The organism is Streptomyces sp. MCA2 (genome assembly GCF_023544705.1).
GTDB classification, from domain to species: domain Bacteria; phylum Actinomycetota; class Actinomycetes; order Streptomycetales; family Streptomycetaceae; genus Streptomyces; species Streptomyces decoyicus.
This window is the reverse complement of the sequence record NZ_JAMJFM010000017.1, coordinates 62,175-88,220: the sequence shown is the minus strand read 5'-3', so window position 1 is coordinate 88,220 and position 26,046 is coordinate 62,175. Positions and strand designations below refer to the sequence as shown.

Annotated in this window: 31 protein-coding genes, 1 pseudogene and 1 riboswitch; of the genes and pseudogenes, 13 read left to right on the top strand and 19 right to left on the bottom strand. The window is 71.6% G+C overall.

Features of this window, described 5'->3' with window-relative positions; genetic code table 11:
- Positions 1-56: 56 nt before the first annotated feature.
- The 4 genes from M8I34_RS16570 to M8I34_RS16555 are packed head-to-tail and all read left to right on the top strand — an operon-like array spanning position 57 to position 3,452.
- On the top strand, positions 57-455 hold the full coding sequence (locus M8I34_RS16570; RefSeq protein ID WP_250050216.1) for a 6-carboxytetrahydropterin synthase: 399 nt from the start codon (positions 57-59) through the stop codon (positions 453-455).
- Positions 452-1,573: a glycosyltransferase family 4 protein gene (locus M8I34_RS16565; protein ID WP_250050215.1), complete on the top strand. Its 1,122-nt coding sequence runs from the start codon at positions 452-454 to the stop codon at positions 1,571-1,573. The genes M8I34_RS16570 and M8I34_RS16565 overlap by 4 nt, the downstream gene beginning before the upstream one ends.
- Complete coding sequence (locus tag M8I34_RS16560; RefSeq protein WP_250050214.1) at positions 1,570-2,448, top strand: class I SAM-dependent methyltransferase; 879 nt, start codon at positions 1,570-1,572, stop codon at positions 2,446-2,448. The genes M8I34_RS16565 and M8I34_RS16560 overlap by 4 nt, the downstream gene beginning before the upstream one ends.
- A complete protein-coding gene (locus tag M8I34_RS16555; protein ID WP_250050213.1) occupies positions 2,445-3,452 on the top strand; it encodes a lysylphosphatidylglycerol synthase transmembrane domain-containing protein in 1,008 nt (335 codons plus the stop codon). Before M8I34_RS16560 ends, M8I34_RS16555 begins: the two co-directional genes overlap by 4 nt.
- A gap of 108 nt (positions 3,453-3,560) precedes the next feature.
- Here the strand turns inward: M8I34_RS16555 and M8I34_RS16550 are convergent.
- Together M8I34_RS16550 and M8I34_RS16545 are read right to left on the bottom strand one after the other, a co-directional pair.
- Positions 3,561-4,199: pseudogene (locus tag M8I34_RS16550) on the bottom strand (RibD family protein); the annotation flags it as partial.
- Complete coding sequence (locus tag M8I34_RS16545) at positions 4,192-4,947, bottom strand: creatininase family protein (RefSeq protein ID WP_250050212.1); 756 nt, start codon at positions 4,945-4,947, stop codon at positions 4,192-4,194. The pseudogene M8I34_RS16550 and the gene M8I34_RS16545, both read right to left, overlap by 8 nt.
- A gap of 115 nt (positions 4,948-5,062) precedes the next feature.
- On the opposite strand from M8I34_RS16545, the gene ribA reads away from it, so the two are divergent.
- The gene (ribA, locus tag M8I34_RS16540; protein ID WP_250050271.1) at positions 5,063-5,743 is read left to right on the top strand and encodes a GTP cyclohydrolase II; all 681 of its coding nucleotides are present in this window, start codon (positions 5,063-5,065) and stop codon (positions 5,741-5,743) included.
- A 107-nt stretch (positions 5,744-5,850) separates the two neighbouring features.
- Here the strand turns inward: ribA and M8I34_RS16535 are convergent, their stop codons facing one another.
- On the bottom strand, positions 5,851-6,603 hold the full coding sequence (locus tag M8I34_RS16535; protein WP_250050211.1) for a CbtA family protein: 753 nt from the start codon (positions 6,601-6,603) through the stop codon (positions 5,851-5,853).
- Positions 6,604-6,618: 15 nt separating this feature from the next.
- A complete protein-coding gene (locus M8I34_RS16530; RefSeq protein WP_030083316.1) occupies positions 6,619-6,837 on the bottom strand; it encodes a CbtB-domain containing protein in 219 nt (72 codons plus the stop codon).
- A 63-nt stretch (positions 6,838-6,900) separates the two neighbouring features.
- A riboswitch (cobalamin riboswitch) is annotated at positions 6,901-6,987 on the bottom strand.
- A 160-nt stretch (positions 6,988-7,147) separates the two neighbouring features.
- On the opposite strand from M8I34_RS16530, the gene M8I34_RS16525 reads away from it, so the two are divergent.
- Both M8I34_RS16525 and M8I34_RS16520 read left to right on the top strand, forming a co-directional pair.
- The gene (locus tag M8I34_RS16525; RefSeq protein ID WP_250050210.1) at positions 7,148-7,720 is read left to right on the top strand and encodes a histidine phosphatase family protein; all 573 of its coding nucleotides are present in this window, start codon (positions 7,148-7,150) and stop codon (positions 7,718-7,720) included.
- A 135-nt stretch (positions 7,721-7,855) separates the two neighbouring features.
- Complete coding sequence (locus M8I34_RS16520) at positions 7,856-8,296, top strand: SPW repeat protein (protein ID WP_244416372.1); 441 nt, start codon at positions 7,856-7,858, stop codon at positions 8,294-8,296.
- A gap of 120 nt (positions 8,297-8,416) precedes the next feature.
- Here the strand turns inward: M8I34_RS16520 and M8I34_RS16515 are convergent, their stop codons facing one another.
- Entirely contained in the window at positions 8,417-8,818 is a 402-nt protein-coding gene (locus M8I34_RS16515) for a hypothetical protein (protein ID WP_250050209.1), read from the bottom strand.
- 213 nt (positions 8,819-9,031) lie between these two features.
- Here M8I34_RS16515 and M8I34_RS16510 point away from each other — a divergent pair, with 213 nt between their 5' ends.
- Positions 9,032-10,858, top strand: coding sequence for an alkyl/aryl-sulfatase (locus M8I34_RS16510; RefSeq protein WP_250050208.1), 1,827 nt, complete (start codon positions 9,032-9,034; stop codon positions 10,856-10,858).
- Between the two features lie 95 nt (positions 10,859-10,953).
- Positions 10,954-12,984: an NB-ARC domain-containing protein gene (locus tag M8I34_RS16505; protein ID WP_250050207.1), complete on the top strand. Its 2,031-nt coding sequence runs from the start codon at positions 10,954-10,956 to the stop codon at positions 12,982-12,984.
- A gap of 18 nt (positions 12,985-13,002) precedes the next feature.
- Here the strand turns inward: M8I34_RS16505 and M8I34_RS16500 are convergent, their stop codons facing one another.
- Genes M8I34_RS16500 through M8I34_RS16480 form a run of 5 tightly spaced genes read right to left on the bottom strand, consistent with a single transcriptional unit; the run spans position 13,003 to position 16,843 of the window.
- On the bottom strand, positions 13,003-14,043 hold the full coding sequence (locus M8I34_RS16500) for a serine hydrolase (RefSeq protein WP_250050206.1): 1,041 nt from the start codon (positions 14,041-14,043) through the stop codon (positions 13,003-13,005).
- Positions 14,040-14,963: a hypothetical protein gene (locus M8I34_RS16495; RefSeq protein ID WP_250050205.1), complete on the bottom strand. Its 924-nt coding sequence runs from the start codon at positions 14,961-14,963 to the stop codon at positions 14,040-14,042. The genes M8I34_RS16500 and M8I34_RS16495 overlap by 4 nt, the downstream gene beginning before the upstream one ends.
- Positions 14,960-15,943: a hypothetical protein gene (locus M8I34_RS16490; RefSeq protein WP_250050204.1), complete on the bottom strand. Its 984-nt coding sequence runs from the start codon at positions 15,941-15,943 to the stop codon at positions 14,960-14,962. The genes M8I34_RS16495 and M8I34_RS16490 overlap by 4 nt, the downstream gene beginning before the upstream one ends.
- Positions 15,940-16,641 carry a hypothetical protein gene (locus M8I34_RS16485; protein ID WP_250050203.1) on the bottom strand — a complete coding sequence of 234 codons (702 nt, stop codon included), beginning with the start codon at positions 16,639-16,641 and terminating at the stop codon, positions 15,940-15,942. Before M8I34_RS16485 ends, M8I34_RS16490 begins: the two co-directional genes overlap by 4 nt.
- Positions 16,642-16,657: 16 nt before the next feature.
- A complete protein-coding gene (locus M8I34_RS16480; RefSeq protein ID WP_030983548.1) occupies positions 16,658-16,843 on the bottom strand; it encodes a hypothetical protein in 186 nt (61 codons plus the stop codon).
- Positions 16,844-17,270: 427 nt separating this feature from the next.
- On the opposite strand from M8I34_RS16480, the gene M8I34_RS16475 reads away from it, so the two are divergent.
- Positions 17,271-17,861, top strand: a complete 591-nt coding sequence (locus tag M8I34_RS16475) for a TetR/AcrR family transcriptional regulator (protein ID WP_250050202.1) — start codon at positions 17,271-17,273, stop codon at positions 17,859-17,861.
- Positions 17,862-17,933: 72 nt separating this feature from the next.
- Positions 17,934-18,206, top strand: a complete 273-nt coding sequence (locus tag M8I34_RS16470; protein ID WP_250050201.1) for a DUF6461 domain-containing protein — start codon at positions 17,934-17,936, stop codon at positions 18,204-18,206.
- A gap of 59 nt (positions 18,207-18,265) precedes the next feature.
- On the opposite strand, the gene M8I34_RS16465 is transcribed toward M8I34_RS16470, so the two are convergent.
- The 3 genes from M8I34_RS16465 to M8I34_RS16455 form a co-directional block, all read right to left on the bottom strand.
- Positions 18,266-18,883: a hypothetical protein gene (locus tag M8I34_RS16465; protein ID WP_250050200.1), complete on the bottom strand. Its 618-nt coding sequence runs from the start codon at positions 18,881-18,883 to the stop codon at positions 18,266-18,268.
- A gap of 232 nt (positions 18,884-19,115) precedes the next feature.
- On the bottom strand, positions 19,116-20,324 hold the full coding sequence (locus M8I34_RS16460) for an acyltransferase (protein WP_250050199.1): 1,209 nt from the start codon (positions 20,322-20,324) through the stop codon (positions 19,116-19,118).
- Between the two features lie 25 nt (positions 20,325-20,349).
- On the bottom strand, positions 20,350-21,051 hold the full coding sequence (locus M8I34_RS16455; RefSeq protein WP_250050198.1) for a TetR/AcrR family transcriptional regulator: 702 nt from the start codon (positions 21,049-21,051) through the stop codon (positions 20,350-20,352).
- On the opposite strand from M8I34_RS16455, the gene M8I34_RS16450 reads away from it, so the two are divergent.
- The gene (locus M8I34_RS16450) at positions 21,050-21,373 is read left to right on the top strand and encodes a hypothetical protein (protein ID WP_250050197.1); all 324 of its coding nucleotides are present in this window, start codon (positions 21,050-21,052) and stop codon (positions 21,371-21,373) included. The genes M8I34_RS16455 and M8I34_RS16450 overlap by 2 nt on opposite strands.
- Here the strand turns inward: M8I34_RS16450 and M8I34_RS16445 are convergent.
- From M8I34_RS16445 to M8I34_RS16435, 3 genes are all read right to left on the bottom strand, one after another.
- Positions 21,360-22,187, bottom strand: a complete 828-nt coding sequence (locus M8I34_RS16445) for an APH(3'') family aminoglycoside O-phosphotransferase (RefSeq protein WP_250050196.1) — start codon at positions 22,185-22,187, stop codon at positions 21,360-21,362. The genes M8I34_RS16450 and M8I34_RS16445 overlap by 14 nt on opposite strands.
- A 106-nt stretch (positions 22,188-22,293) precedes the next feature.
- Complete coding sequence (locus M8I34_RS16440; RefSeq protein WP_250050195.1) at positions 22,294-22,782, bottom strand: YfbM family protein; 489 nt, start codon at positions 22,780-22,782, stop codon at positions 22,294-22,296.
- A gap of 183 nt (positions 22,783-22,965) precedes the next feature.
- On the bottom strand, positions 22,966-23,670 hold the full coding sequence (locus M8I34_RS16435) for a DUF2470 domain-containing protein (RefSeq protein WP_250050194.1): 705 nt from the start codon (positions 23,668-23,670) through the stop codon (positions 22,966-22,968).
- Positions 23,671-24,016: 346 nt separating this feature from the next.
- On the opposite strand from M8I34_RS16435, the gene M8I34_RS16430 reads away from it, so the two are divergent.
- Positions 24,017-24,601, top strand: coding sequence for a hypothetical protein (locus tag M8I34_RS16430; RefSeq protein WP_250050193.1), 585 nt, complete (start codon positions 24,017-24,019; stop codon positions 24,599-24,601).
- On the opposite strand, the gene M8I34_RS16425 is transcribed toward M8I34_RS16430, so the two are convergent.
- Genes M8I34_RS16425 through M8I34_RS16415 form a run of 3 tightly spaced genes read right to left on the bottom strand, consistent with a single transcriptional unit; the run spans position 24,566 to position 25,969 of the window.
- On the bottom strand, positions 24,566-25,423 hold the full coding sequence (locus M8I34_RS16425; RefSeq protein ID WP_250050192.1) for a class I SAM-dependent methyltransferase: 858 nt from the start codon (positions 25,421-25,423) through the stop codon (positions 24,566-24,568). The two genes, M8I34_RS16430 and M8I34_RS16425, sit on opposite strands and share 36 nt — an antisense overlap.
- A gap of 20 nt (positions 25,424-25,443) precedes the next feature.
- Positions 25,444-25,788 carry a glyoxalase/bleomycin resistance/extradiol dioxygenase family protein gene (locus tag M8I34_RS16420; protein WP_250050191.1) on the bottom strand — a complete coding sequence of 115 codons (345 nt, stop codon included), beginning with the start codon at positions 25,786-25,788 and terminating at the stop codon, positions 25,444-25,446.
- A gap of 1 nt (position 25,789) precedes the next feature.
- Entirely contained in the window at positions 25,790-25,969 is a 180-nt protein-coding gene (locus tag M8I34_RS16415) for a ribbon-helix-helix protein, CopG family (protein WP_030083267.1), read from the bottom strand.
- Positions 25,970-26,046: the final 77 nt, after the last annotated feature.

Here is a 26,046-nt window from a genome sequence, read left to right as displayed (position 1 = left end):
AATTCGCCCCCACGACGACACCTCACTGAGACCGACATCACACCGGAGGAACGGCCTTGTTCAGCATCACCGTCCGCGATCACCTCATGGTCGCCCACAGCTTCCGTGGCGCGGTCTTCGGACCCGCGCAGCGCCTGCACGGCGCGACCTTCATCGTGGACGCCACCTTCCGCCGTGCGGAGCTGGATGCCGACAACATCGTCGTCGACATCGGCCTGGCCACCCAGGAACTCGGCGCCGTGGTCGGCGAGCTGAACTACCGCAACCTCGACGACGAGCCCGCCTTCGCCGGCATCAACACCTCGACGGAGGCCCTGGCCAAGGTCATCGCCGACCGGCTCGCCGAACGCATCGAGGCGGGCAACTTCGGGGAAAGCGCCCGCGAGCTGGCCGGGATATCGGTCACCCTGCATGAATCGCATATCGCCTGGGCGACGTACGAGCGCACCCTGTGACCCGTACCGGCGCCACCGCGGCGGCGGAGCGCGTGGTGCACTTCGTCCTGCCCGGTGACGTCGACGACCCGGCGGTACCCAGCGGCGGCAACACCTACGACCGCCGGGTGTGCCGCGACCTCCCGGCGGCGGGCTGGCAGGTGCGCCCGTACGCGGCGCCCGGAAGCTGGCCGCAGCCGGACGCCGCGGCCCGCACGGGGCTGGCGCGGCACCTGGCGGCGCTGCCCGACGGCGCCGTGGTCCTCCTCGACGGCCTGGTCGCCTGCGGCGTCCCCGAGGTCCTCGTCCCGGAGGCGGAGCGGCTGCGGCTCGCCGTACTGGTCCATCTGCCGCTGGCCGACGAGACCGGGCTCGACCCCGCCGTGGCGGCGGAGCTGGACGCCCGAGAACGCCGCACCCTGCACGCCGTGGGGAGCGTCGTCGCGACCAGCGACTGGGCCGCCCGCCGGCTGGTCGCCCATCACGGGCTGGCGGCGGAGCGGGTCCATGTCGCCAGGCCGGGAGCCGACGCCGCGCCTCTCGCACCGGGCACCGACGGCGCCACCGGACTGCTGTGCGTCGCCGCGGTCACCCCGCGCAAGGGGCAGCACCTCCTGGTGGAGGCCCTCGCGACCGTCACCGAGCTGCCCTGGAGCTGTGTATGCGTCGGCGGGCTCGACCGTGATCCCGGTTACACCGCCCAACTGCAAAGCCGCGTCGCCGAGTCCGGCCTCGACGGCCGGATCGCTTTCACCGGGCCGCAGGCGGGCGCCGACCTGGACGCGCGCTACGCCGCGGCGGATTTGTTGGTGCTGACCTCGTATGCCGAGACCTATGGCATGGTCATCACCGAGGCGCTGGCACGCGGGATCCCGGTGCTGGCGACGGCGGTGGACGGGGTTCCGGAAGCGGTCGGGCAGGCGCCCGACGGCAGTGTGCCCGGTCTCCTCGTCCCGTCTGGACAGCCACCGGCCCTTGCCGGGGCGCTGCGTGGCTGGCTGGACGATCCGCAATTGCGTGACCGGTTGAAGAATGCGGCACGCGGACGGCGTGCCATGCTGGAGGGGTGGGAGATGACGTCGCACAGTCTGGCCGGAGCGCTGGAACGGCTTCGGGACGAGACCCGGAGCATGCGGTGAACGTAACCGGAAGGCCCCGATTCGCCCCGCGGTGGCTGGAGTTGCGGGAGCGCGCCGATGCCGCGGCCCGCGCACCCGAGCTGCTGCATCCGCTGCTGGAATGGGTGGCCGCACAGCCGCCGCCCATCGGCCCGCCCGGGAGCCCGCGCGATCTGGTGATCCGTGATCTCGGGTGCGGCACCGGCTCGATGGGGCGCTGGCTCGCCGTCCGGCTGCCCGGCCCGCAGCACTGGGTCCTCTACGACCTCGACCCCGCGCTGCTCGACCACGCCGGTGCGCGGATGCCCGTAACGGCCGCCGACGGTACGCCCGTTGACGCCACGACCGAGCGCGGCGATCTGGCCACCCTCACCGCCGACGACCTCGCGGGCACCTCGCTGGTGACCGCCTCCGCGCTGCTCGATCTGCTCACTCGCGACGAGGTGGAGGCGCTCGCCGAGGCCTGTGTGGGCGCGGGCTGCCCGGCGCTGCTGGCGCTCTCGGTCGCCGGACGGGTCGAGTTGACCCCCTCCGATCCGCTCGACGCCGAGATCGCCGACGCCTTCAACGACCATCAGCGCCGCACGGACCAGGGCCGCGGCCTGCTCGGGCCGGACGCGATCGCGGCGGCGGTCACGGCGTTCGAGCGGCGCGGTGCGACCGTTCTGGTGCGGCCCAGCGCATGGCGGCTGGGCAGTGCGGAGTCCGCGCTGACCGCCGAATGGCTGCGCGGCTGGGTCGGCGCCGCGCACGCCCAGCGGCCCGAGCTGGCACCGGAAGCGGTGGCCTATCTGCGGCGGCGGCTGGAGGAGTGCGCGGCGGGCGAGCTGACCGTCGCGGTGCACCACACCGATCTGCTGGCGCTGCCCGGACCCTCGTCCAGGAGCGCGGGATGAACAAGTCCCGCTGGGCGGCGTGGCTCAGGCTGCTCGCGGGACTGGGCATTCTGGTGGCGCTGGTGTGGCATCTGGGATCCGACGCCTTCCTGGACGGTCTGCGCCGGATCGACGCCGCCACGCTGCTCGCCGCCCTCGCCATCGGCCTGCTGACCACGGTGTTCAGCGCCTGGCGGTGGTGTCTGGTGGCCCGCGGCCTCGGTCTGCGGCTGCCCCTGGGCGGGGCCGTCGCGGACTACTACCGGGCGCTGTTCCTGAACGCGGCGCTGCCCGGCGGCGTCCTGGGCGATGTGCACCGCGCCGTGCGCCACGGCCGTCACTCCGGTGACCTCGGCCGGGGCGTACGCGCGGTCGTCCTGGAGCGCACCGCAGGCCAGTTCGTCCTGCTCGTCGCCGGTGCGGTGGTGCTGCTCGCCCGGCCCTCGCCCGTCCTGGCGCCGGTCGCCGGCTTCCTCACCTCGCCCGGTGTCGCGCTGGCCGCGGCCACGGCGGGCGGGCTGCTGGTGGCGGTCGCCGTCCGGCTGCGCCGTCGCCGGGGCGCCTCGCGCGCCGAACGCGCCGTGCGCACGGTACTCACCGAGGCGCGCCAAGGTCTGCTGGCCCCCGGTGTCTGGCCCGGCGTCGCGCTCTCCTCCGTGGCGGTACTGGCGGGCTACCTCGGGATGTTCGTGCTGGCCGCCCGGGTCGCCGGAGCCACCGCACCGACCAGCGAACTCGTACCGCTGGTGGTGCTGGCGCTGCTCGCGATGGCCCTGCCGCTGAACGTCGGCGGCTGGGGCCCGCGGGAGGGCGCCGCCGCCTGGGCCTTCGGCGCCGCCGGGCTAGGCGCGGCGCAGGGGCTCACCACTGCCGTGATCTACGGTGTGCTCGCCTTCGTCGCCAGTCTCCCGGGCGCCGCCGTGCTGCTCGTCCGCCGGTCCGCCGGATGGCGCACCGAACGCCCGCAGTTCGAGTTCGAAGAGCGTGTCCTCGCCGAGCAGGGCGCGCCGCAACGGCGGGCGTAGCGCCTCCCGCATCACCGGCGTGCCGGCAAACCGCAGGCCGGGGATGCCGTCGCCGAGCAGGACCGGTGCGACGGTGACATACAGCCGGTGCAGCGCCCGCTCCTGGAGGAACCGCGACACGGTGACCCCGCCCCCTTCGATCAGCACCCGTCCCAGGCCCCGCCGCGCCAGCGCCGCCAGCAGGCGCCGTGGGGCGAACGCGTCCGCGTCCGGCAGCACCATGACGTCCACGCCGCCGCCGGCGTCCCCGGGCACGGCGCCGGCGTCCGGCCCCACCACCCACAGCGTCGGCGCGGCACCATCGGTGAAGACCCCGCTGTGCAGCGGCACCCGGCCCCGCGGATCGAGCACCACCCGCACCGGATTGTCCCCCGCACAGGCGCGTACGGTCAGCCGCGGATCGTCCGCCACGGCGGTACCGGCCCCGACGAGCACCGCATCGGCCAGCGCGCGCAGCCGGTGCAGATGGCAGCGGTCCTCCGCCCCGGTGACATAGTCGGCATCGCCGGTACGGGTCGCGATGAAGCCGTCCAGACTCTGCCCGAGCTGCGCGAACGCGACCCGCGGGCCGGCCAGGCACAGCGGCAGATAGCGTCCGGCGAGCTCCACCGCCTCGGGTGTGGCGGGCCGTTGCCAGCGCAGTCCGCCGTCGCCGTCCGCCACCAGCCCGGCGGCCTGCGCCTCGTCCGCCGTACGGAGGGCCCGCAGCCGGTCCCAGGCGGCCGCCGCGTCGAGTACCTCAGTCATGGGCTTCCGTTCCTGCGCCCAACAGCGCCGTATATTCGTCGAATGCCTCGACCAGACCGGCCAGCAATTCCTTCCCCTTCCGGGCGGACGCCAGGGACGGGCGCCCGATGACCCCGGATTCGGTATAGGCCGACATGCCCAGTGTCAGGAGGTGCTTCCGGTCATCGGCGACGCAATCCGCTGATTCATAGCCTTCCTTGACCAATTCGGGATGGGCATACAGCAGAATGGACGTCTCGGCCTCTCCCGCATGCATATCGGTGTGCCCGGACGTCCGCACCCCGGCCCGGGTGCGCGCCGCGTCCCAGTCGGCCGATCCGGGGAAGAGCGCCATCCGCACGCCGCTCCCCGCGGATTCCTGAACGACATTGCGCAGCACGTAATTTCCGCCGTGCCCGTTGACGAGAATCAGGGTGCCGATACCGGACTTGCGGAGCGAATCGGCGATGTCCGTGACGACCGCATGCAGGGTGCGGGCCGAAATGCTGACGGTCCCCGGCCAGGCGGCGTGTTCGTGCGAACAGGACACCGTCAGCGGCGGCAGCAGCTGGACGGCCCGGCCGGCGGCCACCTCCCGGGCGATGGTGCAGGCGATGACGGTATCGGTGGTCAACGGCAGGTGAGCACCGTGTTGTTCGAAGCTGCCGATGGGCAGCACGGCCATCGTCGGCCGTCGTGCACGTACGTCCTCCGTGGTGTCCGCCGGCAAGAGGCCGGGCGCCGGAGTCGGGTGTCCCGAAGGGGTCATCGTGGGCTGCGGCCTTTCGTCGCTGACTCACCGAGTCATGGTTGTCGCAGCATACTTGTTGTGTTCTGAGTGACTACCGACGATCCATTCCCCACGCGGGTACGATCGCGCCATGATGGACCCCGACGACGATGCACACACCGACCTCCGTGTCGCAATCGATGATGCCCTCGGCCAGAAACCGGGCGTGGAACAGGTGGTGACGGTCAGGCTCCCCACGACATACGGTGAATTTCTCGCCGTCGGCTATCTGGACCGCCGCAGCGGGATCGAGCAAGTGGCGCTGGTCCACGGCGATGTCGTGGGAGAGCCGGTGCTGACCCGCGTGCATTCGGAATGCCTCACGGGTGATGTCTTCGCCTCCACCCACTGTGAATGCGGCGATCAATTGTCCGCCGCGCTGCGCGCGATCGTGGCGGAAGGCCGCGGCATTCTCGTCTATCTCCAGGGCCACGAGGGCCGGGGGATCGGACTGTTGGCCAAGCTCCGGGCGATGAAGCTACAGGAGGGCGGACTGGACACGGTCGAGGCGAATATCGCGCTCGGGCTGCCCGTCGACGCCCGCGACTACGGTGTCGCGGCGGAGATGCTCCAGGACCTCGGCGTCCGGGCCGTGCGGCTGCTGTCGAACAATCCGCGGAAGCGCGAGGCGCTGCTGCGGTACGGCATCGCCGTCACCGAACAGGTCCCGCTGCTGATGACGCCCCGTGCGGAGAACATCCGCTATCTCCGCGCCAAACGGGAGCGCCTCGACCACGATCTGCCGCATCTGGACGGCATCCCCGGTCTGTCCTGACGCGGCGGGCAGGCCAAGAGGTCGGCCACCCATGCCACGAGGGAGGGCCCGCGACGCAGAGATCGCGGGAGCCCTCCCTCGGTGGGGTGCCGGCCGTGGCGGCCGGATCAGGAGGTGGCGGGTACCGCCTCGGCCGTGGTGGCCTCGGGCCGCGCCGCGACGACGCGCTCCGCGAGGTGACCGAAGACCAGCCCGAAGGCGGTCCACAGCACCAGTTGGATGGCGATCGTCGTCACCCGGAACTGCCAGAGCAGTGTGCCGGGGAACCCGTGCGGCACATTGTCGTAGGACGGCAGGAAGGCGTACGCGATCCCGACGGCGACCACGAACGCGGCACCGGCCGCGACCGTGGCGTACCAATTGCCCAGCTTCGGTGCCAGGCGCCGGCCGAGGATCGTCGCGCCGACGGCCAGCAGGATGCCGAGCAGCATCATCAGGAAGTACAGGGCGGTGCGCTGGCCGATGGTGTCGGGATCACCGACGGCCGGCGGGTTCGCCGGGTACTTCAGGAACGGTACGAGGTAGACCAGCAGCGCGGCCCCGGCCAGCAGGGCGGCGGTGGTCCGGGCGCCGAAGCGGCCGATCCGGCCCAGCATGAAGCAGAAGACCAGGGCGGCGATTCCGCCCAGTGCCACGCCGTAGACCAGGACGCCGGTCGCCAGTCCCGCGGTGGACTGCATACCGCGGCTGACGACCTCCACTTCGTGTCCGTGTCCGTGGCTGTGTGCTTCCTCGAACGCGATGGCGGCGTCCACCCGCGGTTCGCCCAGCAGGAAGGCGACGACGAGGGCCACGACACCTGCTGCCAGACCGGCGAGCATCCCGCGCACCAGAAGGGTTCTGATGGTGACGGAGTTCATGGGTGCGAAATCCGATCAGTGGCAGGGGAAGCCGAGGAGGTGGCGCCCGTCGTGGACCCACTCGTGAACCTCGGTGCCGGAGAGCAGCGAGGTGGCGCCCTGCTCCGCGCCGATGAAGTACAGCAGGACGAGCATCAGGACGCCGACGAACAGCGCCCACGGGGCGATGGCCTTGAGGGGGAGCGGGGCCGGGGTGACGGCGCCGGTGGCGGGGGGTGCGATGGTCTGAGCCATGGCGGAACCTCCTGTGCGGGGAACTCGCGTCCCTGATCGGTGGAGTGCGTAACGACATGCCGGGTCTGGCTCGCCCGGTTCCGGCCCTGCTGGGCTGGTAAAAAACCGGACATACAGTGGCGCGACCGCGCCGGCATCTCACCGGCTTCCGTCATGTCGTCGTCAATATCATCGGGAAGGTACCGCGATCCGGCCACCAGGCCAAGGCTGCGCGGGGGGCGGAGAGGCGCAGGACGGGGCGCGCCGGCCGGACAACTCCCGTGCGCCGGACAGGCGTTGCCGGGGCCGGTGACGAGCGAGAGAAGAGGGCATGACAACTCGGGTGATGTTGGTCTCACCGGCCGCGGGCGACGCCCAGCGCGAGGTGCGCTTCGATGACGACGGCCCGCTGAGCGAGGCCGGACTGCGCCGCGTCCGGGCCGCCGCCGGAGCGCTGCCGGCCGCCGACCGGATCTTCGTCTCGCCCTCCGCCCGGTGCCGGCGCACCGCCGAGGAGCTCGGACTGTCGGCCCGCTCCACGCAGGAGCTGGCGGGCTGCGCCATGGGCGGCTGGCGCGGCCGGACCCTGGCCGAGGTCGCCGAGGCCGAGCCGGTCGCGGTGTCCGCGTGGCTCTCGGACCCGGATTTCGTGGGGCACGGCGGGGAGTCGCTGCGGCAGCTCTGCGACCGGGTCGCCGGCTGGCTGACGCGGATGGCCCAGGATGCGGGCCGGGTGCTGGCCGTCGTCGAGCCGGACGTCGTCCGCGCGGCGGCGGTGTGCGCCCTCGCGGTCCCCGCGGACGCCTTCTGGCGGCTGGATGTGCCGCCGCTGACCGTGACGGAGCTGAGCGGCCGCGGCGGACGCTGGAATCTGGGCCTGGGGCGGGCGCCGGACCGCAGGTGACGGCGGTGCGGCGGCCGCGCGGTGAAACTCCCTTGCCCTTTCATCTACCCATAAAGCCGACATAAGCGCAGAATAAAGGTGCGCGGCTCGATGCCACGCGGAACGGCCAGTTTGCGAACCAAGGAGGCGAGTCGCATGGCCGACGTCTCACACCACAGGGGCGATCTCGCAGGTCACCCCGATGCATCGGAGATGCAAGCTCGGTACGAGCGGGTGCTCGGCGGGCGCGACGTGGTACTCGTCGACGGACCGGTTTTCCTGGTCGGCCTGTACTGCGCCGTGTCGCCGTGGGTCCTCCATTTCGCCGCCGCACAGCCGGCGCTCGTCCTGCACAACCTCATCCTCGGTATCGCGATCGCCCTCCTGGCGGTCGGCTTCACCGTGGCCCCTGACCGGATGTACGGGCTGAGCGGCGCGATGTGCGCGATCGGCGTATGGATGATCATCTCGCCGTGGATCGTCGGCAGCGGCCCGGACGCCGGCGTCATCTGGAACAACATCATCATCGGCGCCCTGACGTTCCTGCTGGGTGCCATGTGTGTCGCCGTGGCGTCGAAGAGCCGCCGCGCCACCTGACGCGCGCTCCCCGCAAGGGCGTGTGAAGGCCGCCGGCCGCTTGCCTTCCCGTGAGGGCGAGCCGGTCGGCGGCCGTGCGTGCGGCCGCGGGACGTCGGCGCCGGGCCGGGCCTGGGGCCGCTAGCGGGGCCGGTCGCGGTCGCCGGTGAGCAGATGCCCCAGCAGTCCTGCCAGCACCAGCCCGCTCGCGAGCAGCAGCCCGTGCGAGAGCGCGATGCCGGCGGTCAGGCTGCCGGCCGCGGCGGCCGGCAGCAGCCAGGCCAGGCCGCGGTGGTGCGGGCGGGGCCGGGCCGGGTGGCCGCCCGCCGGGGTGCGGGGGTGGGTGCCGGGGTCCGCGTCGTGCCGGAAAAGTTCGGTGAGTTCGCCGAAAGGGCGGTCGTCGTACGGGGACAGCGTCGTCCCTCCTCCGGGTCGTGCGGCGGCCGTGCCATAGCGGCAGGGGGAAGGCGGTCGGGGGCATTGATCCGGTGATCGCGCGTAGTGAGGGCGCCTGATCAGCCGCGGCGGGGGCGGCAACGTCATCGGCATTGTTGTGCCCTGCCCGGCCTCGCCCGTAACGCCGTTGACGGGAGAGGTGCCGCATCATGCCGCGCGACACGGGCGCCCGCCGGGCCCGGTCCTGGGTATTCCGCCCGGAGCGAGGGCCCGCACGCATGCGATAACCGGGCACATTCGGTTAAATCGGTGACATGGGTCCGCCGACTGTGGCCCGCCGCCCCGGAGAGGGAGCGCCCCGTGACCGCTGCACCCGTGGATGATCACCAGGACTTCGCCGATGCCGACCGTGGTTTCATCGCCGCGCTCGACCCGCCGCAGGTCACGGGGGACGACGGCCGGGTGATCTGGGACGCCGAGGCCTACGGATTCCTGGCCGGAAACTGTCCCGAGACCGCGCACGAGAGCCTGTGGCGGCAGGGCCGGCTGGTGAGCCGGCAGGGCCTGTACGAGGTCACCGACGGTATCTACCAGGCCCGCGGCCTGGACCTGTCCAACATGACGCTGGTCGAGGGCGACCACGGCGTCATCGTCATCGACCCGCTCGTCTGCGCGGAGACCGCCGCCGCGGCCCTGGAGCTCTACCGCAAATACCGCGGCGACCGTCCGGTCACCGGTCTGGTCTATTCCCATTCGCACGGAGCGCACTTCGGCGGCGGACGGGGCGTACTGCCGCACGACCACCACCCCGTCCCGGTGCTGGCGCCGGCCGGCTTCCTCCGGCACGCCGTCCGCGAGAACATCTACGCCGGTCCCGCCATGACCCGGCGCTCCGTCTACATGTACGGAAGCCGGCTCCCCAAGGGGCCGGACGGCCAGATCGGCTGCGGCCTGGGCACCACCCGCTCCACCGGCACCATGACCCTCATCCCGCCGACCGTGGACATCACCCGCACCGGCCAGGAGGAGATCGTCGACGGCGTACGCATCGTCTTCCAGCTCACCCCGGGCACCGAGGCACCCGCCGAGATGAACTTCTGCTTCCCGGCGCACGAGGCCCTCTGCCTGGCCGAGAACGCCACCCACACCCTGCACACCGTCCTGCCGCTGCACGGCGGCGACGTCCGCGACGCCCGGACCTGGTCCCACTACCTGGGCGAGGCGCTCGCCCTCTTCGGCGACGAGGCGGAGGTCGCCTTCGCCTCCCACCACTGGCCGACCTGGGGCAAGGACCGCATCAAGACCCTGCTGGCCCACCAGCGCGACCTCTACGCCTATCTGCACGACCAGACCCTGCGGCTGCTCAACGAGGGGCTCACCGGCGCCGAGATCGCCGAGGAGCTGCGGCTGCCGCCGGACCTGGAGCAGGACACCTCCCTGCACGGCTACTACGGCTCGCTCAACCACAACGTCAAGGCGATCTACCAGCGCTACATGGGCTGGTTCGACGGCAACCCCGCCCATCTGTGGGAGCACCCGCCGGCCGAACAGGCCCGACGCTATGTGGACACCATCGGCGGCATCGAGGCCACGGTGGACGCGGGCAAGCGGTACGCCGCCGAAGGCGATCTGCGGTTCGCCGCCACCCTGCTCAACCACGCGGTCTTCGCCGAGCCGAAGAACCTCCGCGCCCGGCGTGAACTGGCCCTGGTCTACGAGCGTTTGGGCCACGGCAGCGAGAACGGCACCTGGCGCAACTTCTACCTCACCGGCGCCATGGAACTCCGCGGCACCCTCGCCGAGGCATGGGCGGCCACCGCCGACCCCGACATCGCCGGCGCCCTCACCGTCGACCAGCTCATCGACTCGCTCGCCATCCGCATCGACGGCCCGCGCGCCTGGTCCACCGCGCTCACCCTCGACCTCTACCTCCCGGACGAGGACCGGACCTGGCATCTGACGCTCTCCCACGGCGCCCTCACCCACCTCAGCTCACCCGGCGCCCCCACCCCGTCCGGGGAACACGCCCCGGACCTCACTCTCACCCTCACCAAGCCCCAGCTGCTGGACCTGTTGGACGGGCGGGTGCCGGGCGACGCCGCACAGCACGGCGAGACCGGTGCACTGAACCGGCTCCTCGGCCTCGTCCGGACGCCGAACCCCACCTTCCCCGTCGTCACGCCCTGAGGGACGCCGCCCGCCCGGCCCGCGGGCGTCAACCTCGTGCCCCGGCCCGCTTCGCCGGACTCCTGCTGACGCCACGGCTGGGGCAAACTGGGCCGGTGGCGAGCAACATTCCCGAGGAGTCGACCAGTTTCGTGGGCCGACGAGCCGAACTGCGCCGGATCGACCAGGAGTTGACCGAGCACCGGCTGATCACCCTGACCGGCCCCGGTGGGGTGGGCAAGACCCGGATCGCGATGCGGGCCGCGCGCGCGGCGGCGGCGCGGTATCCCGACGGGGTCTGCTGGGCCGACCTGTGGCCCCTACAGGGCGCGGGGCGGCTGGTGGCCAGCGTCTGCGACGCCGTCGGGCTGGCCGACCACACGGCGCGGACGCCGGTGGCGGTGCTGTGCGAATGGCTCGCCGACAAACGGCTGCTGCTGGTGCTGGACTCGTGCGAGCATCTCGTCGACGCCTGCCGCGACCTCCTCGGGGATCTGCTGACCGCCGCCCCCGCCGTGACCGTGCTGGTCACCAGCAGACAGCCGCTGGACATCGTCGGCGAGTGGACCACCGAGATCGGCCCGCTGTCCTGCACCGGCGACAACGACGCGCTCACCCTGTTCACCGAACGGGCCGGAACCGCGGCCCCCGGCGTGCCGTTCGCCGCCCCGTCGCATGCGGCGGCCGCCGCCGTCATCTGCCGACGCCTCGAAGGTATCCCGCTGGCCCTGGAACTCGCCGTCGCCCAGCTCGCGAACAGCTCCGTCGAGCAGATCGCCGAGCGGCTCACCTCCCGTTTCGACACCCTCGACGGCGACCGTCCGGTACGGCTGCCGCGGCACCGGACGCTGCGCTGCGCCATCGGCTGGAGCCATGAGCTGTGCGCACCGCTGGAACGGCTGCTGTGGGCCCGGCTGTCCGTCTTCCGCGGCACCTTCGACGAGGAGTCCGCGAGCGCCGTGTGCGCCGGTGGACCGCTCACCGAACAGGGGGTCCGCGGCACACTGGCCGCACTGGCCGCCAAGTCGGTGCTCACCCGCGAGGGCACGCGCTTCCGGATGCTCGACACACTGCGCGAGTACGGCCGGATGTGGCTGACCGAGCTGGACGAGACGACGGCGCTCGCCGACCGGCACGCCGCGCACTTCGCCGCCTTCGGCCGCCGCGCCGAACTGGGCTGGCTGGGCCCCGAACAGGTCGGCTGGTACGGCAGGGTCGCCGAGGCCCACGTCGACCTGTGCACCGCACTGGACCACCTCCTGGTCACCGACCCGGAGCGCGCCCAGGAACTCAGCGGATCCATCGGCTTCTTCTGGAGCTGCTGCGGTCATCTGCACGAGGCCCGTGACTACGTGGCCCGCGCCCTCGCCGCCCACCAGGGCCCGAGCCCGGCACGCACCCGTGCGCTGTGGGCGCTGGGTGTCGCCGTACTCCTCCAGGGCGATCTGCCGCTGGCCGACGCCCTGGGCATGGAGTGCTCCCGCGCGGCGCGGGCGTCCGACGACGCGGAGGCGGTGCTCCAGGCCGGCTACCTCATCGGCCTCACCCACCTGATGGCCGGCCGCCCGATGTCCGCGCACACCGTCGCGGACCAGGTCCTCGGCCCGGCGCCGCGCACCCCGTTCGACTCTCCCGCACGGCTGCGCTGCCATCTCGTACAGCTCTTCGCGCTCACCGGCCTGGGCAGGCTCACCGAGGCCCGCGCCGAGGCGACCGCGCTGCGCCGCGGCTGTGTGCGGCGCGGCGAATACTGGAGCCGCTCCTATATCGACTACCAGCTCTCCCTGATCTCGCTGTTCCAGGGACGGCCGGAGGAGTCCGCCGACCACGCGCGGGCGATGCTCGCGGCCAAAGAGGGCATCGGCGACAAGTTCGGAATCGCCCTGGGCCTGGACCTGTTCGCGGCCGCGGTGGCGGCCCAGGGCGACGGCGCGGCGGCCGCCCGTCTCTACGGAAGCGGCCAGGCCATCTGGCGCACCGTCGGACATCCGCAGCGCGGCACCCCGGAACTGCGCGCGGTACGCGAGGAGTGCGAGCAGCGGGCCCGCGCGGCGATCGGCGACGAGGCGTATGCCGACCTCTTCCGCCGGGCCAGCGAGGAACGCCCCGGCACCTCCCTCGCCCGGATCCTGGCGGGCGAGCTCTGACCGGCGGCGGCCCCCGGTTCAGACCACGGGATCGCCGGCCAGTCCGTACAGCAGCTCGTAGGCGGTGGTGATCATGCGGCAGCTGCGGCCGCGGCGGGTGGCCAGCGCGACCAGCCCGGTGTGCGTCGCCGGGTGGTAGCCGAGGAACGCCTGCTGGCCGAAGGTCGCCCCGACATGGAAGAGCAACGGGCCCTGCGCAGCGGGATGCTGATACCACGTCAGAGTATGGGTGTTGCGTTTGCGCCAGCCGCGTCGCAGCAGTGGCACCTGGACGTCGCGCAGCGGCCGCGCCAGTGGGGTGTCGCCGGGGGAGAGGTACGCCTCGAGGTAGGTGAGCAGATCGCCGGGGGTGGAATGGACGGACCCGGCGGCGACGAAGGCGCCCATGTCGGCGCTGCCCACCGGCGTCACGCCGTTCGTCCGGTGGCCGATGGCGTCGGTGCCGGTGGTGCCGGGCCCCAGCGTCGTGTCGGACAGCCCGAGGGGGCGCAGCACCCGGTCGGTGAGCAGGGCGGGGTAAGGGGCGCCCGCGGCGCGGGACATGACCGGGCCGAGCAGTGCCAGTCCGAGGTTGGAGTACCGCCAGCGGGTGCCCGGCCGGTGCCGGGGCCGGGTGCGGGCGAAGGCGCGCAGCAGCCGCTCGGTGTCGTAACGGGCATAGCCGTTGGCGTAAGGATGCAGCAGCGCGCCGGCGATCAGGTCGGCGGGGATCCGCGGCAGCCCGGAGGTGTGGGTGGCCAGATGCCACAGGGTGATCCGGCGCGAATTCGGGTGCGGCAGCGGCAGCTCCGGCAGGTGGGCGGCCAGCGGATCGTCCAGCGACAGCACGCCGGCCCGGGCCAGGTCGGCGAGCAGCAGCACGGTGAAGGTCTTGGACAGCGACCCCAGCTCGTAGCGCAGCGCATGGCGGGGAGTGGGCGGCGCCAGCGCCGAGCCGCCGGTCATCACGGTCCGCCGGCCGTTCCGGGTGACCCCCACCACGACGTCCGGCGCGTCGATCAGGGCGACCGCGTCCGCGAGGCGGTCACCGAGCACCGGTCCGGAGCGGTCGGGGCTCATCCGACGGCGGACAGGGCCCGGGAGGTGGCCATCGCGGAGGCGAACGCGGCGACCAGGGTGGGGTGGTGGACGAGATCGAAGACCCGCGCCGCGTCGCCCTGCGGCATCCGGCGCTGGATGGGCATCGCGCCGGTGGGCGACTGCGCGGCCGCGTACCGCTCCCACAGCTCCGCGTCCAGAGCCGGCCGCGGCAGACAGGCGTCGACGACGAGAAGTTCGCCGAGCAGATCCCAGTGTTCGAGGTCCGCCCAGTCGTCCATCCAGGCGGGCAGATACCGCATGAGGTAGTCGGCGATGGCCGGCGGGATGCGCTCGGGGGCCTCGCCCCAGTTGGTGAGGTGGAAGACGGTGTGGGTCAGGTCGTAGGCGATGTGCAGCTGCACCGTCCACGGTTCGGCCAGCTGCCCCAGCCAGGTGCGGTCCACGGCCCGGTCGAAGTCGCTGCTGGGCGGCAGGCCCAGCTTGCGTTCCGCATTGAGCACACCGAGCCGCCGGTTGGGCATCATCTCCAGCGCCGTCCACGTCGTCGTGCGCCGGCACACCTCCAGCGCGGCCTCCAGCCCCGGATGGCGGTGGCCCAGTTCGTGGAAGGTCGCATAGACCTCCAGGGGCACGGGGGAGAGCGGCTCGTCGTGCTGGAGCCGGGCCAGCACATTGCCGCCGTCCAGCAGCTCCCGCCAGGCGAAGTCCAGCAGCTTCCCGGCCCGCTCCTTCTGCCGGGATCCGGCCACCCCCTCCCGGAACAGCACCTGCATATTGAGCGCCAGCTCCCCGATGGGCTTGAGCCGCTCGACGACCGCGCCGTTGGTGGCGAAGTCGTCGGGGGTCAGCCGGAAGTGCTCGCGGTGGTCGTCGAGCCAGGTCAGGGCCCGGTCGCCGACACCGTGCAGCAAGGCGGGGGATGCGGCCGTCACGGTCACGGGGCTGTCTCGCTTTCGCAGGGGGTCCGCCCGCCCGCCATCGCCGCATCCCCGGCCGGGGGACCGGTCTCGGCCTCGTCGGAGGCGATACGGGCGAGGGTGGCGGCGAACGCGGTCACCAGGGTGGAGTGGTAGCAGGCCGTGAAGGCCTCGGCCCGGTCGCCGGTGGACGGCGCGGCACCGATCTCGGGCACACTGCCGTCGGCCGCCTGCGCGCCGGCCAGCCGCTGCCAGGCCACCGGGTCGTACGGGGCCGCGGGCAGACACGCCGTCACGGCAAGCAGCTCGCCGGCCAGGTCCCACAGCTCTTCCTCCAGCCAGTTCTCCAGCCAGGAGGGGAGCCACAGCCGCAGATAGCCGGCGAGTTCGGGGGACAGCCGCTGCCGGTTGCGCCCCCAGTCGGTGAGGTGGAAGACGTCATGGGTCACGCCGTACGCGCCCTTGCGGTCCAGCGCCCAGGGCTCCGGCAGCCCGCCGAGGCCGGTCAGGGCCAGGACGGCGCCGAAGTCGGCGTGCTGCCGCAGCCCGATCCTGCGCTCCGCGTTGAGCACACCGAGCGTACGGGTGTGGTCCTCGCGCGCCACCCGCCAGCCGCGCAGCCGCGTCGTGGTCTGCACCAGCGCGTCGACCTCGGAGTGGCGCAGCCCGGCCTGGGCGAAGACCCCGTACAGCTCGACCGGGTACGTGGCGAAGGGCTCGCCGCGGATCAGCTCGGCGAACAGCTCACCGTCGCGGGTCTCGTTCCAGGCGAACGCGAAGAGCCCGCGGGCCGTCTGCCGGATCTCGTCCCGTGGGTGCAACACCCCGATCAGCTGGGTCAGTTCGGCGAGTTCCCCCAGCGGTTTGAGCGTCAGGTTGGGGTCGGCGTCCGTGGTGACGTTCGGGGGCAGGCGGAAGAAGTCGCGCATCTCCTCCAGCCACCCCAGGCTGTCCCGGACCATCCGGTCGAGCAGCCCGGGGTCGCCCCGGCCGCCGGTCACCAACCCCGTCCGTAGAAGCGCTGGGCGGCCACGACATGCAGCGCCACCCGGGGGTCGCCGCCACCCATCTGACGGACGAAGGCCAGCCCGCTGTCGAGCCCCAGAGTCTGCGGGGCGTCGGGCAGCCGGGCCAGCCACCGGCCCAGGCCGGCCGCCTGCAACCAGTCCCGGCGGCGTACCGCCCGGACGAAACCGCGGGCCAGATCGTCGGTGCGTGCCGTCAGCTGCTCGGCGAGACCGGGCGCCAGCCCGGGCAGCGCGAGCGCGGCGAGCTGTGACACGCGATGAGAGAGCTTCGGCCAGGGGTCGGCCTCGACCCATCCGGCCGCGGCCTCGGGGGGCGGCGGCCAGTGCCGTGCGCTTCCGGGCAGAAACGCATGCGAGGCCTCGACCAGGCCGCGATAGCTCCACACCGAAATCTCCGAGGCGTCCGCTCCCGGCGGGTAGACCGTGAGCGCCTGCCGGACGACCTCTTCATCGTCCGCGCCGACGGGCGCCCCACGGTGCTCGACTGCGTACGGCGCGAGCGCATCGGCGCCCAGCACCCTGAGGGCGGCCGGGGCCAGTGCATCGCTCTGCCGCAGAATGCTCGACAACGCATAAGGGTCGCCCTCACCCCGCAGGGCGAGGGCGACCCCGGTTGCGGCATCGGCAATCACAGCGCTGAGCGGGACTGCTCCCTGCGTCTGTTCAGCCAACGCTTTCCCCTCAGCCTTAGCGGACGTCAGTCTTGGGCCGGGGGGTGGGCGGCGAGATCAGGAGCAGCGCGGCCAGCAGCAGCGCACCTCCACACTCGCGGGTATCGCGGAAAACACCGTCGGCCTCGGCGGGTGCAAGCAGTCCCTCGACCTCGGCGGCCAGGGCGGCCGTCTCGACCGGCGCTGTGCGATCCGTAACCATGCGATCAACTCCTTCGACGAATGGGATCCCAGATTCACATCGGCATATTTCCGGCGCAAGGGGACAAAAGCGATAAACGGCAATCTTTCGGGTGTCGGTAAGTGCTGCCCGCTCGGCCCTCCGTCCCTCAACTACCGTGCGATGCACGGCTGATGGCATTTCCTCCGGCGTGGCAGGCAGGTGTACGGGGCGGTTGCGCCAAGGGTGGCGACGCCGCACCGATGGGGGATCGGGCTGCTCTGTTCGGATGCATCGGCCCGGAGGGCGCGCGCGTACCGCCCGTGCCTCCGCGCGGCATGAGGCGCCGTCGGCCGTGTTTGGTTGCCGGACCCCCGCTCTGACATCATGAAGAAACGGAACATAGCTCCGCTTGTGCTGCGGAACACTGCTCCGTGTGGGCAATCGCGGGAGCGAAGGGAGTGGCGCGGTGAACGACAGCGGCGAGGGCGCGGGGCACGGGGCCCGGCCCGAGCGGACGGACGCCCGGCGCAACAAGGAGACCCTGCTCGACGCGGCCGCCGCGGTCTTCGTCAGGTCGGGCGTGGAGGCGCCGGTACGCGACATCGCGGCCGAGGCCGGCGTCGGGATGGGCACGATCTACCGCCACTTCCCGACACGAGCGGACCTCATCATCGCCGTCTACCGGCATCAGGTCGAGGCATGCGCCGAGGCCGGTCCGGCCCTGCTGGCGACCAGCGCGACGCCGCACGCCGCACTGGAGCAATGGATCAATCTGTTCGTTGATTTCCTGGTCACCAAGCACGGCCTCGCTTCCGTACTCCGGTCCGACCACGCCGGCTTCGAGACGCTGCACTCCTCCTTCCTCGACCGCCTCGTGCCCGTGTGCACCCAGCTGCTCGACGCCGCAGCCGCCTCCGGCGAGATCCGGTCCGGCCTGGAGGCCTACGCGCTCATGCGCGGCGTCGGGAACCTCTGCATCGGCGCGGACAACGACCCCCGCTATGACGCACGCCCTCTTGTCGGGCTCCTTGTCGCAGGGTTGCGCCGGCCGCGCTGACCGCCCGGTCCGTACCGGAGGCCGTGTCGAGCGTCCTGAGGAATTGTCAGTGGGGGCCGGCACGATCCACGTATGAACGCGAACGCGCACGCGACTGCCGCTGACTACGCCTGGCTCGACGAGGACCTCCCCGGTCTCACCGAGGCGTACTGCCTCACCTTGGTGCGAGGGCTCACCCCCGAGGAGGTACTGCGCCGCATCGGGGCGCGGGAGGAGCTGCGGATCACCGGAGTCGAGGAGTTGGCAGCGCCCGCATACGACGCGTGGGACGAGTATGACGGGGAGCGGATGTTCGTCGGCGTCACCTCGGTCGGCGACTGGGCCCTGATGAGGGAGTACGGCTGAACCGACGGGGCCCGCTCTTCCCGCGGCCCGCCGCCGAAGGGAGCCACCGTCACGCCTGCTCAGGCCTGACGAGGAGGACGTCGGTCGGCCACGGCCGCCTCTTTCCTCGCCCTTGCCCGGTCGATGAACCATGCGCCCAGCCCCGCCAGTACGGCCGCCCCGGCCCCGTACACCGGCAGCCACAGAGTCGTGGTGGCTGACAGGCATTCGGCGACAGCCTTATGGCTCTGGACTGCCTGCGCCTGGGCCAGGGCGGCGCTGTCGTGACCGGCCAGGTTCGCGAGCATGGCCTGTGCCTGGAGGCTCTCGTACCTGCCCACGTCAGGACATGCACCACGAGTGCCCGGCATCGGAAACAGCCACGCCCAGCGCTGGAGCATGGGGGCCAGCACGATCGCCACGCACAGGCCGACGACCAGCGCATACGCGGCCAGATTCCTCAGGTACGCAGATCCGAGGCCGGGCCTCCATGTCGGCAGTCGGTAGAAGGAGAAGATCACCGCGAGGAGCGTCACCCCGATGTATGTGGCGAACCATTGCCACGAACCCTGCGCGAGTGTGGCCGTCAGCACGGCGGCGAGGGCGATGCCGATGACACCGGGCTGGCCGGGAGTGTCACGGCCCTCGCCCAGGGATGCCGATGGCCGGGTTGCCTGAAGGCCGGGGTGGTCGCCCATGGTCTCTCCCGCTGGTTCGGAGGCCATCAGCATCCGGGCCCATCGCGCCTCGGCTCGGCGCCATGCCGGGCCGGCTCGGAAGCCCCGCCCGGTTGGCGGGGCTTCCGAGCCTGACGCCGCCGCAGGGGCCCGAGCCGCAAGCCCCGCGCCATCAGATGGTCGGCGCGTAGCCGACGGCTGCCGGCCGCCCCCGGTTCGAGGCCGGGGCACGGACCGCTCTCGGCGCCCGGCTCTACAGCACCCGGTCGGCGCGGGGCAGGGAGCGGACGGCGTACGCGACGGCCCAGCACAGCGGCAGGGCCAGTGCGGCGACGAGGGCGAACTTGACGGCCGCCGGGGCGTGCAGCCAGCGGAAGGCGTACCCGAGCCCGACGAGCACGGCGGCGTGGGTGAGGTAGACGGCGAAGGCGTGGCGGGAGAGGAACCCGGCGGCGGGTCCCTGCCGGTTGAGGCGTTCGCGGAACAGGACGGTCAGACCGAGGACGAGGCCGACGGCGAACGTCGACTCCCATGCGGCCGCGGCCAGCGACTGCCAGGTGCCGTGCCCGCCGAGCGTGCTCTCCTCGGCGGTGAGGACGACGGGAAGGTACGCAAGCGTCGCGGCGGTGGCGACGGCGAAGCCCACCCGGCCCGTGACGCGGGAGAGGGCCTGCGGCCAGCCACGGCGGTGGGCGAGCACGCCGAGAACGAAGAAACTCGCGTACTGCGGCAGGAAGCTGGGGGTGGGCAGGCCGAGGACGGGGACGTAGGTGCCGTCGGGTACGAGGCAGCGCCACAGGTACGCGGCGAGGGCAAGGGCGAGGGTGAAGGCGACGATGGCGAGGGGCCGCGGGGCCCGTGCCGTCTCGCGGCCGGCCGGTGCGGCGAGGCCGGGGAGGCGGCGTGCGCCGAGGCGGCGGACGAGGAGGTAGAGGACGGCGAACACGAGGAGGACCTCGACGAACCACATCGGGCCCGCGTCCCAGCTGCCCAGGTAGTAAGCCCAGTAGGGAAGGGATTCGCCGCGTTCGGCGAGAGTGGCCCGCATGTCCGCGTACCCGCCGAAGCCCGTGAGGGGGCGTATCAGCAGGAGGAAGGCGAGCAGCGGAATGCCGAGCCGCTTGAGGCGGTCGCGGAAGAACGGCCGCGCGCCCTTGCGGTCGTAGGAGGCCGGTGTGAAGTACCCGGCGATCATGAAGAAGAAGCCCATGAAGAACGCCTGGTTGAACATCACGAAGACGTCCAGGAGCAGGCCGGAGCCGTCCTTGGCGGGCTCGGTGTAGTACCAGGCGGGGATGTTGCCGTAGGTGACGGCGGTGTGGTGCAGCACCACGAGCGCCGTCAGCGCGATACGCAGATTGTCGATATAGAGCAGCCGGGCGCGCGCCGGTTTCTCGGTCGCCGGCCCGGGCTTCGGTTCGGGCGCGGCTTTCACAGCCGTGCGGTCCAGGTCGTCCGTCATGAATCTTCTCCCCGTTAGGTGCATGTCAGTGGTGGTCCGTGCGCTCCGTGCGCTTGATGTGTTCCGTGCGATCCGCGCGCGTGGCGTGCTCGAAGATGCCGGCGAGTTCGCGGGCGTAAGCGGTCAGGTCGTGCCCGGGATGAGCGCTCCAGTACGCGAACATGTTGTCGATCCCCGCCTGGAGGCTGACGGCCATGACACGGACGTCGAACGCGCGGAACTCGCCGCTCCGCTGGCCCTCCAGGAACACCGCCTCCAGCGCGACATAGAGCGGCTCGCTCGACGCGACGCCATAGCGCGGCGCCCCGTCAGCGGTGCGGAAGTGGCTGAAGATCTCGCCGAGTGCGGTGAGCTGGGTCCGGTGGCCGAGCATGTACTCGGCAACCGACTCGATATAGACGCGCAGCCACACGGTCGCCCCGGCCCGCTCGTCCAACCGGGCCCTGACAAAGGCGCCGATCTCCTCGTAGACCTGCTCGACGACCCGCTCGATCAACTCGCCCTTGCCCGCGAAGTGGTACGAGATCACGCCCTTGCTGATCCCCGCCCGCTCGGCGATCTGCGCCAGCGAAGCCTTCGCGAACCCCTTTGCCGCGATGGTGTCGACGGCGGCGTCGATGATCTGGGCGCGACGCGCCTTCTCGATGAACGAGCGCTCCGGCTCCTGCGACTCCCGCTCGCCTCTCCCGGCGCCTGACTGGCCGCTCGGCTCATTTTTTGACCGCATGGCCAGAAGATTAGCCGTGCGGCCAACTGCCGTCCAGTTTGCTCACCTTGAGCTGCTCGCCACCGACCCCGACCCCGACCCCGAACCCGACACCGACCCTGCTTCCGCGATCGCCATCGCCATCGCCATCGCCGTCGCCGTCGCCGTTGCCGCGGCCCGCGGGACCGCCCCGCCGTCGCCGCCATCGTGCAACCGTCAGCTGCGCATGTGGGTCGTCGACGGCACCTGGCAGCGGGTGTTGACCGGGCTGATGGCTCAGGCCGACGCGGCTTCCTCCGGTCCGCCCGGTAATCCGAACGGGACGGCGCTCAGCCCCAGGTGAGCGGGTCGAGATGGAGGTAGAAGCGCAGGCGGTCGTGGTCGAGGGCGATGCCGTACCTCTCGGCGAACGCCGCGTCCGCGGCCCGCGCCCGCTCCTCGTCCGGCCAGGTCTCCCGCGCGTTGGCGAGCAGCAGTGCCAGGTCGGCGTGACGGTCGGCCAGCCCGAGGCGGCCCAGGTCGATGAAGCCCGACACGTCCAGGGTCCGCGGGTCGAGGACGATGTTGGGCAGGCACAGGTCCCCGTGGCAGACGACCGTGTCGGCGGCCTCCTGGTCCCGTCGCCGCGCGATCTGCGGGGTGAGGCGGGCCAGCAACTCCGTGGCCGGTGTGTGCTGCTGCTCGACGGGGAGGAACTCCGGGTTCACCGCCTCGCGGGTCACGACGTCGCGCGCCACGGCGACCATGGTGTCCAGGTCCCGGCGGAACGGGCACTGCCCCACGGGTACTTCGTGCAGCTCCCGGACCGCGTCCGCGATGCGTTCCCAGGAGACGCGCAGGTCCGCGGCGGACACCTGGTCAGCGGGTACGCCGGGGACGGCACTGGTCACCAGGCAGGCACCCGCGTCACCGCGGTGCCAGTCGAGCACCCGCGGTCCCGGCACGCCCTGGTCGCCCAGCCATGCGACCCGGTCGCACTCGGCCTTCAGCCCGGCCGCGTCCGCAGCGGGTACGCACTTGGCGTACCGGGCGGCGTCCGCACTGTGGAAGACGGCGGCTCCCGACTCGCCGGTGGTGACGGGCAACCAGTCGCCGTCGCCGCCACCCGCCCCGAGCAGCACCGGCGTCACGGTCCGCGGTCCGGGGCGATCGCTCATGGCGGCCACTCTAGCCAGCCGGCCCCGCACCCGGGCTCGGGCCCACAGGACCCCCGCCCCTCACGCGGCCAGAGCTTTGCCGCCCCGGCCCGTCAGAACCGGACCGTCAGAAGCTGAAGCTCATCAGCGCCGCCGACTCCAAGCGGGCCGTGGCGTCGAAAAAGCTCACCAGCGTCTCGTAGTTCCCCTTCAGATACTCGGGCGCGTCTTCATCCCCGGGCTCCCAGATGTCGGGGTACACCTCTTCCTCGGTCATCCGAACCGGGTCGTAATGGGTGGCCAGCCGTTCCCACGGCAGCGCCCCCAGACTCTTCGACAAGGCCTGGACGCCCTCGACACCCCAGCTGAACAGCGTGCCTTCGTCGTCGACCGGGTAGCCGTCCATCAGGAACTCAAGGGGCTCACCGGCCTTGCCGAGCAGGAACTCCAGGCCGGCCCAGGCCTTGTCGAGGTAGGCCTCGGGGTTGTCCGGCCGGAGCTCGTCGACCTCCCAGAGGAACTCCCTGGCCCAGTCGGGGTCCTTCTCGGCCCTGTCCAGCTCCTCCGGTGTCACGCGCGTGAACGAGATGACCATGCCCATGAAGGCAGCCCCCATCAGTCGAGTCGAGATCGATCCATCGCTTCGACGAACGAGCATTCCATGCGCCACTGACAGTGCCACCCCAGGCGCGGAAGCCGGGCATCGAATGCCGCGCTGCCCCTCGCTCACGTTCCGGAGGCCGTCACTGCGCTTCAGCGGCGGGCCGGGAACGAGCGACGGCTCGTCCCGGAGTGCGGATCAGCTCAGCAGGTGGCCCGTGTGGGAGAGGCGGCGTGCCGTGGTCAGGAGGGCGTGGATCTGGGGGCCGGCCTGGTCGATGTCGGTCACGGGTGTCTTGAACGGCAGCCGGACGTCGTGGTGGGTGTGCGGGTACTCGAGGCGCAGGGTCACGCCGTAGCGGTCCATCGCCACCGGGAGCGCGCGCAGCATGCCGCTGTCCGGGTGGGGGCGGACGAGGCGCAGCAGCAGCGGAACGACTTCGCTGTGGTCGTCGACGAGGTGGGTCAGCATGCCCGCTTCGCTGGTCGCGATCGGGTCGAGTTCGGTCGCTTCCAGGGCGTGGAGGGTGACGTAGGTGCGTCCCTGGGCGTCTTCGAGGACCGCCTGGCCGAACTCCATGCAGGTGCTCTTTGCGGCCTCCGCGTCGTACGGGGCCGCCAGCAGTCCGGTCACCTTGACGCGGGCGCGTACCCGGTCGCGGACGGGCGTGGGGGCGATGTCGGTGAGTTCCAACCGGACCGGGACGCGCGTCGCCGTCTGGGCTTCGGCGTCCTCGAACGGCGCGTGCAGGTGGAAGTGGCCCATCGCCCCCGCGCCGTCGAGACGGCGTACTTCGGTGTGGATCCCGTCGCTCACCACGGTCATCGAATGGGCGGCGGCCAGGATCGACCGGACGCGTTCGGCGGCAGTCGGTGCGGTGGTGCGGGCGCTGAAAGGACGCATCCAGTTCTCCAGGCGCGAGTAGGGAGAGGCGAAGCAGAACGACTTAGGTAAGCCTAACCTAATAATCTGGAGAGGGTTCGGGTGGTCCGCACTCGACCGGACAAACCCGGGCCGTGCACCGGCGTGCACCGGCGTCCCGGGCTCGTGCGTGGTCCAGTTGGTCGTGCGTGGCGCCGCGGCGAGCCCGCGCCACCTGGTCAGGGCTGTGGGCAGGCAGGCAGGCGAGCGCGGGTACGCGTGAACTGTCACCGGTCGCAGGCGCGTTGGTTTCCTCATACGCGCGTTCGTCAACCCGCGAGCGGGAGAAACTGGCACCACAGTTGATCGACCGCGTCGAGGGAGCGTCATGGAGCTGCCGTCGGTTCCCGCCGGTGTCACCACAGTGATCACCTCCGGGAAGCTGCCGCCGGAGTGCGCCGCATTCTTCACCTCGGGTGGAGCGCTGACCGAGGAGGCGGACTGGTCCCATGTCGCGTCAGCCGTGGACGCATGTCTGGCGTCCGGAGGCGGGGACGCGAACGTGCGAGGTGCCCTGGCGCTCGCCGGGGCGTACGGCCGCCTGGACGCCCTGGAAGACCGCCCGGAACCGGACGACATGGACGAGGGCAGCGACCGGGCCGTCGAGCTGCTACAGGCCGCCGAAGCCAACGGCGTCGACGAGAACGAGACCTCTGAACTGTGGTGGTACTCCGCACGCATGCGGAGCCGCGCAGCCGAGCTCAGGGACTGCCTCGCGGAAACGGACGCCTACATCGAGAAGCACGGGTCGACACCGTGGCGGCGCCTGGAAGCGAAGCTGGGGCGGGCGCACGACCTCTACGCCGCCGGCGATCGTGCCGCGGCAACCCCGCTGTTCCGTGAGGTCGCGGAAATCAGCCCCTGGGATCTTGGAGCGTCAGGTAGTGGCCACCAGCAGATCCTCTCCGCTTGACGGGCGGAGGCCGTCGGCCCGGTCGGCGAAGTAGCGTTCCGCGAGCACGCTCCCCGGCACATGGTGGGCGTCCTTGAAGCCGGCGTCGCGGGCCAGGGCCAGCATCTCCTGCGGGGTGTAGAAGCTGATGAACGGCGTTCCGGCGGCTTGCGCCTGTGGTGTGGTCGCCTCGAGTGCGGGGCGGTCGGCGTCATCGACGAGTTCGGTCGGCAGCATGAACGTCATGGCGAGCGTCGAGCCGGGGGCGAGCCCGGCGAGCCGGCGCAGGGTCGCCGTGGTGGCGTCTTTGGTGAGGTACATGGTGACGCCGGTGCAGACGACGACCGCCGGCCGGCCGGGATCGAAGCCGGCCTCGGACAACTGCTCCCACCAGTCCGCGCCCGCCTCGAAGTCGACCGGCACCAGCCGCAGCCAGTCGGGAATCCCATGGCCGAGATCGGTCAGCCGTCGGCGCTTCCAGGCCTGGGTGCCCGGCTGGTCGATCTCGAACACCCGTAGGCGGGAGGCGATCTCCGGCCTGCGCTGGGCGAAGGTGTCCAGCCCGGCCCCCAGGACGACGTACTGGGAGACGCCGTGGTCGGCCTGCTCGGCCACCAGGTCCTCGATGAAGCGCGCACGGGCCACAATCGCCGCCCGGAATCCGCTGGTGCCGCGCGGGTCCATGTCCGGGCGGCACCGCCAGCCCTCATCGGGGGCCGCCAGCTGTAGTCCGACCTCGTCCTCGATCACGTGGGGCGGCGAGTCGACCTGCATGTGCATCGCCCGCCAGAGGGCGACCCGCACCGCGCTACTGTCCGGCCCCTCGTTCTGCTCGTCTGCCATGACATCCCCTCTCCTCACGGTCACTTCCTGGTCGGAGCCTGGAGGCTCCACAGGCGCCCGTCGGGGTCACGGACCGTCATCTCCGTGGTCCCGTAATGGGTGTCCTCGAACGGCGTGACCACCTCGACAGCGGGATCGGGGCGGAACGTCTCCGCATCGGCCACCTTCAGCACGATCTGCGCCTGGGGCTTCCGGTCCTCGGGGACCTCGGCGATGAACACGGAGGGACCGTCGCCGTTACGGAGTCGGCCGGAGTTGTGGTCCGTCGAGAACTCCAACTCGAAGCCCAGGGCCTGGAAGAACTTCGCCGACTTGCCCCAGTTGTGGGTCTCCAGGAACACGGCCTCGATGCCTTCGGTCGTCATATCAGCTCTCCTTCTCGGACGATTGCTGCCGTTGCCCATGGGTGTCGTCGAGGTAGGCGCGCAGGGCGGCTGCGACCAACGCCGAGAGGGACGAGCCCGACTCGATGGCGTGATATTTGACCTGCTTGATCAGCCCGACCGGCAAGTACACGTTGAACTGCTTGACCTCTTCGTCACTCACAGCGCAATGCTAGCAAGCTAGTGAGCTAGCAATCTAGTGCCTGCCGCATCAGACAATGCCCTTGCACCTGGCTGCGC

Coding starts and splice junctions, on each gene's coding strand:
- M8I34_RS16500 (WP_250050206.1), bottom strand. CDS start 14,043: ATGAGCCCCGACCGCTCCGGACCGGTGCTCGGTGACCGCCTCGCGGAC.
- ribA (WP_250050271.1), top strand. CDS start 5,063: ATGGACCCCGACGACGATGCACACACCGACCTCCGTGTCGCAATCGAT.
- M8I34_RS16425 (WP_250050192.1), bottom strand. CDS start 25,423: ATGGCAGACGAGCAGAACGAGGGGCCGGACAGTAGCGCGGTGCGGGTC.
- M8I34_RS16430 (WP_250050193.1), top strand. CDS start 24,017: ATGGAGCTGCCGTCGGTTCCCGCCGGTGTCACCACAGTGATCACCTCC.
- M8I34_RS16545 (WP_250050212.1), bottom strand. CDS start 4,947: ATGACCCCTTCGGGACACCCGACTCCGGCGCCCGGCCTCTTGCCGGCG.
- M8I34_RS16435 (WP_250050194.1), bottom strand. CDS start 23,670: ATGCGTCCTTTCAGCGCCCGCACCACCGCACCGACTGCCGCCGAACGC.
- M8I34_RS16420 (WP_250050191.1), bottom strand. CDS start 25,788: ATGACGACCGAAGGCATCGAGGCCGTGTTCCTGGAGACCCACAACTGG.
- M8I34_RS16530 (WP_030083316.1), bottom strand. CDS start 6,837: ATGGCTCAGACCATCGCACCCCCCGCCACCGGCGCCGTCACCCCGGCC.
- M8I34_RS16440 (WP_250050195.1), bottom strand. CDS start 22,782: ATGGGGGCTGCCTTCATGGGCATGGTCATCTCGTTCACGCGCGTGACA.
- M8I34_RS16465 (WP_250050200.1), bottom strand. CDS start 18,883: ATGGGCGACCACCCCGGCCTTCAGGCAACCCGGCCATCGGCATCCCTG.
- M8I34_RS16555 (WP_250050213.1), top strand. CDS start 2,445: ATGAACAAGTCCCGCTGGGCGGCGTGGCTCAGGCTGCTCGCGGGACTG.
- M8I34_RS16450 (WP_250050197.1), top strand. CDS start 21,050: ATGGCCAGAAGATTAGCCGTGCGGCCAACTGCCGTCCAGTTTGCTCAC.
- M8I34_RS16480 (WP_030983548.1), bottom strand. CDS start 16,843: ATGGTTACGGATCGCACAGCGCCGGTCGAGACGGCCGCCCTGGCCGCC.
- M8I34_RS16460 (WP_250050199.1), bottom strand. CDS start 20,324: ATGACGGACGACCTGGACCGCACGGCTGTGAAAGCCGCGCCCGAACCG.
- M8I34_RS16445 (WP_250050196.1), bottom strand. CDS start 22,187: ATGAGCGATCGCCCCGGACCGCGGACCGTGACGCCGGTGCTGCTCGGG.
- M8I34_RS16470 (WP_250050201.1), top strand. CDS start 17,934: ATGAACGCGAACGCGCACGCGACTGCCGCTGACTACGCCTGGCTCGAC.
- M8I34_RS16515 (WP_250050209.1), bottom strand. CDS start 8,818: ATGACGTTGCCGCCCCCGCCGCGGCTGATCAGGCGCCCTCACTACGCG.
- M8I34_RS16455 (WP_250050198.1), bottom strand. CDS start 21,051: ATGCGGTCAAAAAATGAGCCGAGCGGCCAGTCAGGCGCCGGGAGAGGC.
- M8I34_RS16525 (WP_250050210.1), top strand. CDS start 7,148: ATGACAACTCGGGTGATGTTGGTCTCACCGGCCGCGGGCGACGCCCAG.
- M8I34_RS16520 (WP_244416372.1), top strand. CDS start 7,856: ATGGCCGACGTCTCACACCACAGGGGCGATCTCGCAGGTCACCCCGAT.
- M8I34_RS16535 (WP_250050211.1), bottom strand. CDS start 6,603: ATGAACTCCGTCACCATCAGAACCCTTCTGGTGCGCGGGATGCTCGCC.